The sequence below is a fragment of the Acidobacteriota bacterium genome, from assembly GCA_016703965.1.
Taxonomy (GTDB): domain Bacteria; phylum Acidobacteriota; class Blastocatellia; order Pyrinomonadales; family Pyrinomonadaceae; genus OLB17.
In genome coordinates this window covers 165,840-179,503 of record JADJBB010000025.1, presented here as the reverse complement: position 1 = coordinate 179,503, position 13,664 = coordinate 165,840, and the positions used below count along the sequence as shown (strand labels likewise).

At 52.5% G+C, this 13,664-nt stretch carries 10 protein-coding genes and 1 pseudogene; 2 read left to right on the top strand and 9 right to left on the bottom strand.

Annotated elements, in window-relative coordinates; all coding sequences use genetic code 11:
• Positions 1-4: 4 nt before the first annotated feature.
• The 7 genes from IPG22_18160 to coaBC form a co-directional block, all read right to left on the bottom strand.
• The gene (locus tag IPG22_18160) at positions 5-517 is read right to left on the bottom strand and encodes a type II secretion system protein (GenBank protein MBK6590208.1); all 513 of its coding nucleotides are present in this window, start codon (positions 515-517) and stop codon (positions 5-7) included.
• Positions 492-1,136: a type II secretion system protein gene (locus tag IPG22_18155; protein MBK6590207.1), complete on the bottom strand. Its 645-nt coding sequence runs from the start codon at positions 1,134-1,136 to the stop codon at positions 492-494. Before IPG22_18155 ends, IPG22_18160 begins: the two co-directional genes overlap by 26 nt.
• Entirely contained in the window at positions 1,137-3,716 is a 2,580-nt protein-coding gene (locus IPG22_18150; GenBank protein ID MBK6590206.1) for a hypothetical protein, read from the bottom strand.
• A gap of 303 nt (positions 3,717-4,019) precedes the next feature.
• The gene (locus tag IPG22_18145; GenBank protein ID MBK6590205.1) at positions 4,020-5,267 is read right to left on the bottom strand and encodes a competence/damage-inducible protein A; all 1,248 of its coding nucleotides are present in this window, start codon (positions 5,265-5,267) and stop codon (positions 4,020-4,022) included.
• A 94-nt stretch (positions 5,268-5,361) separates the two neighbouring features.
• The gene (locus IPG22_18140; protein ID MBK6590204.1) at positions 5,362-6,441 is read right to left on the bottom strand and encodes an isoaspartyl peptidase/L-asparaginase; all 1,080 of its coding nucleotides are present in this window, start codon (positions 6,439-6,441) and stop codon (positions 5,362-5,364) included.
• 83 nt (positions 6,442-6,524) lie between these two features.
• On the bottom strand, positions 6,525-7,295 hold the full coding sequence (locus tag IPG22_18135; GenBank protein ID MBK6590203.1) for a uracil-DNA glycosylase: 771 nt from the start codon (positions 7,293-7,295) through the stop codon (positions 6,525-6,527).
• Between the two features lie 286 nt (positions 7,296-7,581).
• Positions 7,582-8,871, bottom strand: coding sequence for a bifunctional phosphopantothenoylcysteine decarboxylase/phosphopantothenate--cysteine ligase CoaBC (coaBC, locus tag IPG22_18130; GenBank protein MBK6590202.1), 1,290 nt, complete (start codon positions 8,869-8,871; stop codon positions 7,582-7,584).
• Between coaBC and IPG22_18125 the strand changes: the two genes are divergently transcribed.
• Entirely contained in the window at positions 8,855-9,676 is an 822-nt protein-coding gene (locus IPG22_18125; GenBank protein ID MBK6590201.1) for a hypothetical protein, read from the top strand. The two genes, coaBC and IPG22_18125, sit on opposite strands and share 17 nt — an antisense overlap.
• On the opposite strand, the gene idi is transcribed toward IPG22_18125, so the two are convergent.
• Positions 9,624-11,072 (bottom strand): isopentenyl-diphosphate Delta-isomerase, encoded by a 1,449-nt coding sequence (gene idi / locus IPG22_18120; protein ID MBK6590200.1) that lies wholly within the window; start codon positions 11,070-11,072, stop codon positions 9,624-9,626. The two genes, IPG22_18125 and idi, sit on opposite strands and share 53 nt — an antisense overlap.
• A gap of 80 nt (positions 11,073-11,152) precedes the next feature.
• Here idi and IPG22_18115 point away from each other — a divergent pair, with 80 nt between their 5' ends.
• Positions 11,153-11,998: a prenyltransferase gene (locus IPG22_18115; protein ID MBK6590199.1), complete on the top strand. Its 846-nt coding sequence runs from the start codon at positions 11,153-11,155 to the stop codon at positions 11,996-11,998.
• A 133-nt stretch (positions 11,999-12,131) separates the two neighbouring features.
• Here the strand turns inward: IPG22_18115 and crtI are convergent.
• Positions 12,132-13,633, bottom strand: a pseudogene (gene crtI / locus IPG22_18110) (phytoene desaturase).
• Between the last annotated feature and the right edge of the window lie 31 nt (positions 13,634-13,664).

Genomic DNA, 13,664 nt, shown 5'->3' with positions numbered 1-13,664 from the left:
GAGATCAATAATCGCTGTAGGGAACGCCGTTCACATCCTCACCTGGAGCGAGTGTCTTAACGTTTACCAGGCCCTGCTCACCATCGGCAGAATTCGGGTCCTCACCCTGTATCTCATCCCATTCCTGTTTTTCTGAGATCGGGTCGTATGGCTTTTCGCGCAGGTATTTCGACTCGACCAGATCGTCAACCGACGAGGGAAGCTTGCCCTTATCACCCGCATACTGGTCGATCGCACGCCGCAGCTGGAAAAGGTTCTCTTTCAAAACGATCTCGCGAGCATTCCGCACGCTCCGCTCATACGTCGGCACCGCGATCGAGAGCAGGATGATCATGATAAACATCGCGATCATCAGCTCAAGCAAAGAAAATCCTTTCTGTTTTTGGATTTTAGATTTTGGATCCTGGATCTTTGGCGGATACGAAACTGCCCGCCGCGCTAAATGCGACGAGAAATCAAAAATCGAAAATCGAAAATCGAAGCTCCGTTTCTTACCAATCACTATACTTCTCTCCATTCATAGCCTCCTCTTCCGAGGATGAACGCACGTCGAAGACATTTATGTCGTCCCAGTTTTCCGAGTCAACGTCCTGATAAGAGGAACGAAGCTTCCATTCTTTTTCGCCGGTCATCGGATCGACCGGGATCTCGCGAAGGTAAACCTTAATGATCTCTTTCTCTTCGTTGATCTCGGTCGCCTGCAATGAACCATCACGGATCCCGCTGCCACTGGTTAGATTGGGCTGCCGTGACTTAACTTTTACGCCATCAGCGAGCATTTCAAGCGATGGGGGATAGCGGTCGAGATTGTCTGATTCAAAGATCTTGCAGTCGTCGATCACGACGCGGCTTCGAGGATCGGTCGGAACTATACCGCCGCCGCCCGGGATCGTCGGGTTCACGGAGTTCACCGCTCCTTGCGGACACGCTCCATACGTGTCGCGTTTAAATTCATCGATCGCCCGCCGCATCGTTGCCAGAGCTTCGCGTAAACGCTGTTCCTTCTGGCGTTTGAGGGCGTTCTGAGCCATCGGGATCGTGCCCATAACGAGCACGGCGAGAACCCCAAGCGTAGCAATCAACTCGAGCATGCTGTAACCCGACTGCCCTTTAAGTTGTCGAACAAGTTTGCTCATTTATTCCTGAAACTTCAGCATCAGATTGCGGCCCTGAGCCGTCTGAAAATTGAACATATCCCGATCGAATTCGATCAGCGGCTTGCCGGGGACGAGAGCTTCGATCTCGAGAAATGCGAGCGTACCGGCCGGGATCAGGCCTTTCTCATCGAACGAGGTAAAGGTAACGTACAGTTTGCCGCGTTCATTTAGGAAAGGGTTCGCCGGGGTTTTTGCCATAGCACCGAAAACGTCCCCGTAGCTGACCGAACGCACCGCAAGCTTTGTCGGATCGTATTTCAATCCCATCGTCGCCGTTCGAAACGCCCCGCTTCCCTGCATAAGTACCGGAACCTTGACATTGTCGCCGGCCTTCATCTCGGTCAGCTCCGTACCGAGCCGAAGCTCAACGGCTGCCGCGGCCTCTTGATTCTCTGATACAGGCTTCGATTCAGCAGGGACAGCGGGATTGTCATTCTCTGGTTTTTCTTTTATTTCAAGCGTTTTGAGCGGAGCGGCAGTTTGCGTATTAACAATTTCCGGGACCGTAGGGTTCACCAAATTAGAGGTCTTATTTAGCTGTATCGTGCTCGCGCTATTGTCGATAGCCTTTAGGCCCGGTATCGCCGCTGCAAGCGCCTCCGGAGTTGTCATTTCCGTGTCGTTGATCTTTGTCTTGCTGACATCGACCGCGGCAACGTCTGACTTGACGTACTCAACCGGCTGATCGGGAAGCTGAACATCTGATACATTCGGAATTCGGCGTGCAGCTGCGAGTAGCTCGTCCCGCTCTTCCTGAACGATCAGTTCCTGAAGCGTGCCGGTCGTCGGCACACCCTGGCTTCCCGTTTCACGCTCGATCTCATCCTCGGGCAAAATGGCCGGAGCACGTATCACACGCGGTGTAACGGCTATGACGATATCAACCTGGCGATTGTCTCGTGTCGGAGCCGTGAACAAACGGCCAATGATCGGAATAAGCCCGAGGATAGGTAATCCCTGCTTTCCACGACTCTCGACGCCTTGTGCGACGCTTGCTAGAAGTAATGTTTTGTTGTTCTGGATCCTCGCCGTGCCCTTGATCGTTCTTTCTGTGAACGTCGGCGTCAGCGTCTGGGCACCTGAAACGTCTTTCGACTCGATCTCCATAGCGACCTGAACATCCTGATTCGGAAAAACGATCGGTTTGAATTTCAGCGTCAGACCTACCTGCTCATAATTGATAACGTCCGAAGTAACACCGCCGTTAATACCGCCTGTATTAACGACACCAGTATTGAATGACGCCGACTTTACCGGAACACGCTGTCCGATACGGGCTGACGAATCTTCGTTGTTAAAAGCATGGATCTGCGAGAAAGCAAGTAATTTCGTATCGTTCTTACTCTGAAATGCCGTTAAATTCGCGGACGGCAGAATGATGCCGGTCGGAATAACCGAACTCAAGACGGTTGCGGCGGCAGTTCCCACGGCTGCATTGAAAAGCCCCTGTCCGCCCAGACGGACCTGGCCAGTTTGTGAACCGCCGAGATTCGTCAACTGTGACTGGGTACCGACCTGATTACCAAACTGCAGAAGGTCGTTCTTGTTCACCTCGTAGATCGCCACATCCATAACGACCTCGGCACGATCTTTATCGAGCGATTTGATTAGCTGTCCGATCAGGCGAATGTTCTCTGACGTATCACGGATGGTTACGCTGTTCGTTGCCTCATCCTGCAGAACGATGGTCTGGCTGCGTCCCGGCTGTGCGGGGATCGCCGTCTGCACGACCTTAACAATATCTTTAGGAGCAGCGTTGGCAAGATAAAATGTTCTTAAGACCAATTGCTGAAATTTCTGCCGCTGATTTTGGTTCGCAACTATGATCGTCCGCGGGCCAACTTTCTGAAAGAAAAGCCCTTCCTGCATGAAAATGTAATCGAGTGCACGGGCGGCCGAAACATTCTTTAGATCGATATTCGTCTTGGCCCCGGACACACGAAATGATTCCTTATCAAAGAGCACGTTGAGATCCAGGTCTTTCGCGAGTTCTTTGATAATGAACTGCGTATCAACGCCCGACGGGAACGGCAGATCGCGAAGCTTCTCGAGCTTCTGCGGCATCTGCACAGCGGCGGGAACAACAGCCGCTGAACCGCCGGTCATTACCATCTTGACCTTACCCGGATCGTCTTTCTTTGGATTCTTCGGATCTCCGGAACCTTCGTTTATTTCCTGCTGCAGCCTGACCATACGGTCCATTTCCGATTTTGCCAGTTCGTTCGTCGGGTCAAACGCATAAGCCCGTCGGAAAGCTACATAAGCTGCCTCATAATCTTTTTCTTTAGCCGCAGAAGTCCCCTTCTTCATATACTGCTGCGACGCATTAAAGAGCGAACGCGTCAGGTGCAGGCGGTATTCAGGATTCTTCGGGCTGTCTGCCACCGCGAGAGCAAATTGCTCGACTGCTTTGTCCCATTCCTCTGCCGCCTCATGCTTAACGCCTTGAGAAAAGTATTTTTTTCCATTGTCCATGGCCGCTAGGGTCACGATCGGCGAAAGCAGCGACATCAGAATAAACAGGCTAACGACAAAACGAAGGTGGATAGATCTTTTCATAACGTATAAAACTGGTCTTGTGGTCGGACCGACAAATTTATTGCAGCCAAACGATATACACGCGAGTCTCACCGCAAAGTTTCAAAAGGTTTGATGCAGCTTTCTAGAAAAATAACGGTCTAATTTTCGGATTATCGGCAGGAAAATGCAACCTTTATGACGGTTCCGCCTTTACTCCGCGTTAGAACCGCCTGAGTGAGCGGGCGGAACGATCTGAATAAAATTCTAACGCCAACGCTCGAATTCTACTCCACGTGTAAACCTATCTCGGCTTTGATCTTACCCGATCGTCGTTCCGTCCGCTTACGCAGGCGGTTCTGACAACTGCCGCCGCAAATAATCCAACGCTGCCTGGCTCGAACGCCACCGGATCAAATATCGGTCTCCCGGCAGCACGAGCCTCACAGATTTCACGCCCTTCGGCCCTGCGTAGCCGATAAAGACAGTTCCAACCGGTTTTTCCTCGCTGCCGCCGTCGGGCCCGGCAATTCCCGTTACCGATATCGCGTGATCTGTCGAAGCGTATTCCCGCATGCCAACAGCCATCGCTTCAGCACACTCGGCACTGACCGCTCCGTGCGTTTCGAGTATCTCGGCAGGAACGCCAAGTGTCCGCATCTTCGCCGCGTTGGAATACGTGATCGCACCTTCCATAAAATACGCAGACGAGCCGGGAACTTCCGTTAATCGCTGACCGATCAGCCCGCCGGTACAGCTTTCAGCGACCGCGACAGTTTGGCCAAGTTTCGCCAGACGCTTACCGACGACCTCTTCCATGCTTTCACCGTGGGTGGAAAAAACCGCATTTCCCAGCGCAGCGGCGAGTTCCTCTGCCAGTTTATCCGCCGTCGCCTGAGATGTCTCAGGATCGCTTGCCTGTGCGGCAACGTGGATCTCGACCTCGCTCTTATTAAATAGAATTGAAGTTTGAACGTCAGGATAAGCGGTATATATAGGAGCTGCGATCTCATCAACCGCCGATTCGCCCTTTCCGGAAACCTTCAGCAGACGCCGCCGCACAAATACATCGCCCGAGACCGCCTGAAATTTAGGGAAAACGTGCTCCAGAAACATCGGCTGATTCTCACGCGGCGGCCCGGGGAGGATCGCGAGCATTTTTCCGTCGATCTCAAGGTACATCCCGACCGCTGAGCCGTTAGGATTCGGCAATATCTCCGAGCCGTCCATCACAAATGCCTGCCGCTTATTGATCTCCGGCATTTCACGGCCCCACGCTCGAAAGCGTTCGCGCAAATGCTGCTCGATATCGTCGTGATAAACCAGCTCTCGTCCGACCGCACTCGCCGTAAACTGCCGCGTAATATCGTCCTCAGTCGGCCCAAGCCCGCCGGTCGTGATCACAATATCCGATCGCCGCATCGCATCCCGCACCGTTTCCTCCAACCGATCGCCGTCATCGCCGACGATGGTCTTCAGTTTGACGTCGATACCGATGTCGTTAAGCTTTTCCGTTAGCCAAAGACTGTTCGTATCGGTCTTATCCGGCGTCAAAAGCTCAGATCCAATAGCAATAATTTCTGCACTTAGCATATGTCCATATTGCACAAGCCCGCGCGTAAGCAAGGGCGGAACATTCAACGTTGAGCGATTCGCCCTTGCTTACGCGCGGGCTTGTGCCTCAAAACTAGTAGATCTCGACAACAGGCTTCCCATCAGCTCCGATATACGCCCGATACATTCCTTCAGAATTGAAGGATATCGCCATAAAACCAAACCGGTCCATCGCGATAACGCCGCCGTCGCCGCCCATTGATTGGAGCTTTTTCTTGATGACCGTATCGGCCGCATTCTGGATCGGCATCTGGCGGTATTCCACCAACGAACAGATATCGCGAGCCACACCGAGCCGTATAAAATACTCGCCCCAACCGGTAGCCGAGACCGCACACGAATTATTGTTCGCATAGGTCCCGGCCCCAATGATCGGAGCATCGCCAACCCGCCCGAATTTCTTATTCGTCATCCCGCCCGTCGAAGTACCCGCCGCCAAGTTCCCGTCTTTATCGAGAGCAACCGCGCCAACAGTCCCAAACCGGTTGATACCAAGCGAAGAAGCGGGAATAGACCCGGAAACGCCCGGCTTCTTCTCACCTTCCGCCTTTCTCTTCTTCTCCTCTTCTTCCTTTAAGACTTGCTGCAAAGCATCCCAACGGTGCTGCGTCCAGAAATACTTTTCGTCAACAAAATCGATCTTCTGCGTCTTCGCAAATTTTTCGGCACCTTCGCCGATCATCATCACGTGCTCCGACTTTTCCATCACGGCACGCGCGAGAGTTATCGGATTTTTGATATGCCGCAGCCCAGCGACCGCTCCCGCACCCTGCGTTTTGCCGTCCATGATCGACGCATCTAGTTCGTTCGTACCGTCATGCGTAAAGACCGCACCTTTGCCGGCATTGAACAACGGCGAATCTTCGAGGATCTTGATCGCCGCGACGACCGCGTCAACGCTCGTATTCCCTTCCTGCAATACCTTATAGCCGGCCAAAACCGCCCGTTCCAGATCAGCCCGAAAAGCCTTTTCCTTCTCCGGGGTCATCGACGACTTAGCCAAAACGCCGGCACCGCCATGGATCATAAACCCAAGCCGCGGATTCTGCGGGCCTTGAAGCTGCTTTAATTCAGTGAAAGTCGGTTTCTGACCAAATGTTACATCAGGCGTGACAAAACTCGCGATAACCAAAAACAAAACTAAAATTCGCATAATGACTGGACGGCGAGCATCCTGCTCGCCCATGTATTCTCAATAAAAACCTAAACCAAAATCAGGATGGGCAAGCAGAATGCTCACCCTCCAGTCGCGGTCAGATAACTTTTGACCATCTTCATATCTTCCCAAACCTCGCGCTTCTTGTGCGGGTCACGAAGAAGATACGCGGGATGAAACGTCGGCATGACTTTCGTACCCAAATAATCATGAAACCGGCCACGCAGCTTCGATATCGGCACCTTCGTCTCGAGCAAATTCTGCGCCGCCGTCGCTCCCAACACCACAATCACCTTTGGACGAACCACCGCGATCTCGCGTTGCAGAAATGGTTTGCACACCACGGATTCATCCGGTTCGGGTGCTCGATTCCCCGGCGGGCGGCAGCGAGTTATGCTGCCGATAAAAACGTCTTTGCGAGGTATCTGCAAGCCTTTCTCAATAATATCGGTCAGCAATTGCCCGGCCTTCCCGACAAACGGCTCGCCCTGCGCATCCTCATCCGCTCCCGGAGCCTCGCCGACAAACATCAGGTCAGCATTAAAATTACCAACACTGTTCACAACCTGCGTCCGCCCAAGATCACAAAGCTTGCAACGCCGGCAATCCTTCCCGATCTCAGCCCTGATCTGCTCGATAGTTTCCGTCGCCTCAGGCAAGCCTAGCAACGTATCAAAAGCCGGAACGCTCGTTTGCGTCTCCTGTCTCTTGTCTCCAGTCTCCGGCCTCTCTTCAGGGTTGTATTTATCAAAAAATGGCACAGTTTTTTTCCTTGTAGAAAGAGTCGGCAGCGAGGACAATCGCGAACCGGCAGGCGGTCGCTCCGTTGTTTTTATTTCCGGCCGCGGCATTTGCGGGATCTCATGGCTCTCCGCGTTTACGATTCTCTCTGCCCTCGGCTCCGAAATTTGAGATCTCAAATTTGAGATATGACTGTGCCCCGCGAATTTCAGCAAATGCTCCGACAAGCTCACGTCAAACGACTCAACGCCAAGCTCCTGCAAATACAGCACTTGCTCGCGTACGTCAGAAATGAGTTCGTTGATCTCGTTGGTCATCGTGTTTGGATCAGAATTGTTAATTGATAAGTGGTACATTGTTAATTGGTTACCAATTAACGATCCGGCAATTAACAACTTACGACTGCCGTAATCGGAGAACCTCGTCCAGAATGCGATCGGCCATTTCCCGTTTCGACATCAACGGCAGCTCGATCTCGTCGCCCGAACGCGTCAGGATCGTCGCGATGTTGGTATCCGTATTAAATCCCGCTCCAGCCTTAGTAATATCGTTCGCTACCACTAGATCAAGGCCTTTCTTTTCCATTTTTGACCGGGCGTAGCCCACAACATCATTCGTCTCCGCCGCAAATCCGACGACGAGCAGCCCTTCGTGACGGTGAAGTGAAACGTCGTTCAGTATATCGAGGGTCTTTCTAAGCTCAAGCGTCATTAAATCGCGGCCGTCCTTCTTGATCTTCGAATCTGCGGGATTTGCCGGTGCGTAATCCGCGACAGCCGCAGCACCGACGAAGACCGTTGCCGCTTTCAACTCGTTCATCACCACAGCGTGCATCTCGTCAGCTGACACGGCATGGATCAAATGCACGCCATCCGGCGGCGGTACCGTCGTCACACCAGCCACAACCGTAACTGTCGCCCCCCTCGCGGCCGCCGCCTGAGCCACCGCAAACCCCATCTTCCCCGACGAATGATTAGAAATGAACCGAACCGGATCGATCGCCTCACGCGTGCCACCAACTGTAATGAGAAAGTTTTCGCCCGCCAAGTCTGAGACATGAGACAGGAGACTTGAGACAGGAGCCAGAGAGCCTGAAATGTCTTCGGGCTCTTGTCTCTTATCTCCCGTCTCCTGTCTCCCGTCTCCCGTCTTCAACAAGGAAAGAGCCTGCTCGACAATATTCTCCACATCCTCCAACTTCCCCGTCCCGACCGTCTTACACGCGAGTTCCCCCGCGACCGGCTCGACAAAATGCACTCCGTCGGCCCGTAGCTGCGCCACATTCCGCCGCGTGGCGGGCTGTTCCCACATCGTCGTATTCATCGCCGGGGCGATCATCACGGGTGCGGTCGTCGCGAGATAGGTCGAAGAAAGAAAATCATCCGCCACGCCGTTCGCGAATTTGGCAATGACATTCGCCGTCGCCGGGACGATCAGCAGCAGGTCGATGTTTTGCGAAAAATTGATGTGCGCGATCGGATCAGGATTCGCCGGATCGTAGTCGTCAACGATGACATGCCGTTCCGTCAAAGCCCTAAACGTCAACGGCTGCACAAACTCCGTCGCATGCCGCGTCATCGCAACCTGAACATCGCACCCGGCCTTCTGCAACAGCCGCAAAACCTCGACCGCCTTATAAGCCGCAATACCGCCCGAAACGCCTAAACCTATGCGAAATTTCGTCATATTCGAAGGATTATCTTACACCACAACCATCTCTGATGATAGAATGCGCGTAGTTACCGACATGATCGCTAGTGTTAGACCAGCTTTACTCACGATCGGCCTGATCATCACATCGGCGGCATATCTTTTTGCACAAAAGAGCACTTCGCTCGTGGTCCGTGGCTCAGTCACAGACGTTCGGGTCGAGGGTAGACTTGAGTCGTTCCTTCTTGACCCGAAAAACGAATTTGCAGGTAGACGATGGGAACGAAAAGACATCTATTTCAGCCTTAGCGTTCAAATTCAACTCTGCAATCAGGATGAAGCGAGACTGATTGTACCGTATGGGAGATTCTATTCCGACGACCGTCAAAAGATCCTGTTTCGCGACTTCCCTGCCTCCGATAGCAAGGTTGCTGCGTCGGCAACCGGTAAGAAATCGTCATATGACGACACGGAAATGCTGCTTAAGGAACTTGAAAAGCCTGAACCTTCAGCTTTTTACTTCGCATCGATCGAACCAGGAACTTGTTTCGAATATCGCACGAGAATACCGATATCTAGTGGATTTCGAGTCGAGACACGGCCGAGTGACAAAAAGTGGGAACCAGATCTCGAATTTGCGATGCCCGAACACCCATACTTTACCATCCAGAATACTCGATCGTTTCCCGATACTCTTCCCATCACAGAGGCGAAAGCTCGTTGGAGAAAACTTGGACGTCTTTTAACAACCGTCGATGATAACTTTTTCCTTGAAACCGAACTTATCACTAATAAACTGCTGGAAGTGCTTCCTGAAAAGTCGAAAAATCCTTCGAATTAACTAACAACTCAACCTCTTCCCTCGCCCACGGCGAATATCCGTTCGCCGGATCGGCAACCTCGACGACGAACCGTTCCCAATCGACCCATTTCACATCATTCACTTCTAGCGGATTTGGACGCGGCAAAGCGGATGCAAAACCAACAAAAACCGGACATATCTCGTTCTCGACTACACCATCTTTTTCGGCGCGGTAGCGGAAATCGGGGAGGATGAGGTGGAGTTTGTTGACTTGCATCCCGAGTTCGTATTTCAGACGGCGGCGGGCGGCACGCTCGGTGGATTCGTGAAGCATGACGTGGCCGCAGCACGAGTTTGACCAGACGCCGGGCCAGGTTTTTTTGGTGAGGGCACGCTGCTGGAGCAGCAATTCGCCTTTGTCGTTGAAGAGGAAGACCGAGAAGGCTCGATGGCGCCGGGTCTCGCCGTCATGAGCGGGCAGCTTTCGCGAAGTGCCTATCGGGTTGTTGTATTCGTCAACATACACGATCATGTCGTCAAAGGCGTAGTGGTATTTGGCGTAAAACCCTGCGAGCAAGGCAACAGCGACGACCCCTATCGCTAAGGGCCAATACATCCCCGAGAAAAACGCGATGAAAGTCCAAAACGAGACAATAAAAAACGCACTCGAGATCATTTGCGCCGGGGCGGGCAGCAAAGGTTTTTTGATCAGGGTAAAGATCTCAAGCACGGCCCCGGCAATTGCCCCCGAAAACAGCCAGCCTAGAAAATTCGAAACCGGCACGCCATAAAATACACCGCCGCCCTCGTACCGCCAGAACCCGATCTTCACCGCTCCCGGATCGAGCACGAGATCGAAAACAACCAAAATAACCGCAACCAACACGATCCTCACCGCCCACAGCTTACCGCTCACCGCTAGCCGTTTGCTGATAGCAAACGCCGCCAAAACCAAAGGCGTCCACGCCAGAAAAACCGTCCACGGTGTATATCCAAGCAATCGATATCCCAACAGATCCGAATATCCAAAATGCCCGTACGGAAAGCCCGTAATGATCGCACTCGTCTCAATGACCAAAGCCAAAACGCCCAGCACGACGAATAACAAAACAGCATCGCGAACGCCGAGCCACATCTTCACCGCCCAAAACGCGGGAGCGGCGAAAAGAATGATGTTGATGCCCGAAACAAACGCCGCCTCAGCCGGGATCACGACATTCGACATGAAGAAAGCGCTCGTCGCCAATATAGCCAATACGCCCACGACTAACCAAAGTTGTTTTGAACTGATCACCATCAAGCCAAAATCTGATTTTGCGGCTTGCCGCTCTATTTGCGGCGAAGCTTGCTTCGCCGATTGATCGACTGTAATTTCTCGCGGCTTGCCGTCGCCCAAAGTTGAGATCCCCTCAACCTCAGCGGCAGCAAGCTGCAAGGGGAATCTTTTGCATCCCGGAGAAGCAAGCTTCTCCGCAAATAGACGGGCACAGCCCGAAAGCCTAAGATATATCTCGAATGCCCGATCTCCGTTTTTTACTAAAAGTCAGCCGCCCGCGGTTTTGGTTCTATATTTTCGGTCCGTACATCGTCGGCCTAGTGGCCGCTATTTCCGAACGCAGCGAACTACTGACTTGGCGGCCGGCGGTTTTCGCATTGTTTTTTCTATTTCCAGCAAACCTGCTGATCTACGGCGTCAACGACATTTTCGATTACGAAACCGACAAGCTAAACGAAAAAAAGACTGAATATGAAGCCCTCGTCGCTCCTGATCGCCGAAAACTTTTAACGATCGCCATACTCGCGACAAATCTACCGTTCATCATCGCCGCGATCATTTTCGCACCCGTTGCGTTGCCCTCGCTCGCGGGGTTTCTGTTCTTCTCGATCTTCTACTCAGCACCGCCGATCAGGGCAAAGGCGAAGCCGTTTCTCGATTCGGCGTTCAATATACTGTACGTCTTTCCGGGAGCTTTCGCTTATCAAATGCTGTCCGGCTCGTTCCCGCCGATCACCCTTATGATCGCCGCCGGATGCTGGACAGCCGCGATGCATGCTTATTCCGCAATTCCCGACATCGAGGCTGATAAAAAGGCAAACCTACAAACCATCGCCACCGTCTGCGGCCCTTATCTGACGCTCGCGATCTGCGCGGCCTTGTATCTCGCCGCCGCAATCATCTCATTCGAATACCTCGGTATGGTGAGCGTTTCGCTCGGCTTTGCGTACGTTTTTTTGATGCTCGCATCGGTTCGGTCTTATCGAACGGGCAGGCTTTTCAAGCTTTACAAGGCATTTCCGCTAATAAACATCCTGGCCGGTTTCATACTTTTTTGGGAAGTCGCCTTACAAAAACTCCTTTAAATTGCCTCCAGCTTCAGCTGGAGGTTAATTGCCAATTTTTAATAGGGGCTTTAGCCAAACCGCCGATTCGGCTAAAGCCAGTTTGATTTTCACATTGAACCTCCAGCTAAAGCTGGAGGCAATTGATGTAGAACTAAAGCGACTCCATTGGCTCCGCCGTTTTTATCCCATGCACGCGCTTATACGCGAGTTCCGCCGAGATCAGACATATCTGCGTTCCGATTCCCGGATTTGTTCCCGCTCCGACATAAAATAGATTCTCGACCTTTTTCGATTTATTCTTCGGCCGGAATATTGCCGTCTGCCGCAGCGTGTGGGCTAGACCAAGAGCCGTGCCTTTGAACGCATTGTAATCAACGCCAAAATCCGCGACCGTGTAAATTCTCTTGTACTCGATCTTTTCCCGAAGCCCCGGCAGGTTCATCTCGGTCTCCATCAACGCTAGAACGCGTTCCGCATACGCTTCCTTTTCCGCTTCCGATATCTCCAATCCCGAAGCGATAGGAACCAGCACAAACAAATTCTCTTTCCCTTCAGGTGCAACCGACGGGTCGGTCACGCTCGGAGCGCATACATATAGCGATGGCTCGTCCGGCAGTCGCGGGTCCTTATATATGTCGTCAAAATTTTTGCGCCAATCTTCCGAGAACAGCAGATTATGATGTGTCAGCGAAGGCAGTTTTTCGCTGACGCCGAGGTACATAATGAACGCCGATGGAGCCATCGTGCGTTTTTGCCAGTATTTTTCTTTGTGTGTCTGCTGCGGAATGTCGAGCAGTTTAGTCTCGGTGAACCACATATCGGCGTTCGATATGACGAGGTCGGCGTCGATCACTTCACCGCCTTCTAAACGTACACCAACTGCCTTTCCGTCGCGAACCAGGATCTTCTCGACCGGCGAATTCCTCCGCAGCGTCGCACCGTTCTTCTCCGCGATATTCGACAAAGCCCGTATCAGCTCGTAAAACCGCCCTGCGGATAGAATACGCCCTGGTTAAAATCCATGTGCGACATCAGGTTGTACAGGGCCGGGGCCTCGTACGGCGAGGTGCCGAGAAAGACCATCGTGTATTCCATCACCTGCTGCAGCTTTTTCGAGGTGAAAAATTTCGACACGAACTTATGCATCGTCGAGAAAACCGAAAGCTTTTGCCCCTCGGTCATCACACGTTTGTTGAAGAAATCAAAGATCGTGTCGTAGTTCTTAAACATGAAGTGCTGCGTCGCGACCTCATATTGATATTCGGATTGTTTCAAATACGCCCGCAGCTTGTCGCCCGCTCCGGGCTCGATAGCGTCGAACGTTGCGGTGTCGATGTCGATGTTCGAATTGATATCGAGCGGATCGCCATTGTTGCGAAAAAAAATGCGGTACGACGGGCCAAGTTTTACGAGATCGAGATGATCCTCGACCTTTTCCCCAACGAGGTTGAAATAATGCTCGAAAATATCCGGAGCCAAATACCACGACGGCCCCATGTCGAATTTGAAGCCTTGCTCCGAAAAAATATTCGCCCGCCCGCCCAGATTCGCGTTTTTTTCGACGACAGTGACGTCATACCCCTTACGCGCAAACAGCCCTGCGGCCCCAAGCCCGCCGATCCCGGCTCCGATAATGACTAATTTTTTCATAATGCATGCCGGGAACGCAGGCGCCCTCGCCTGC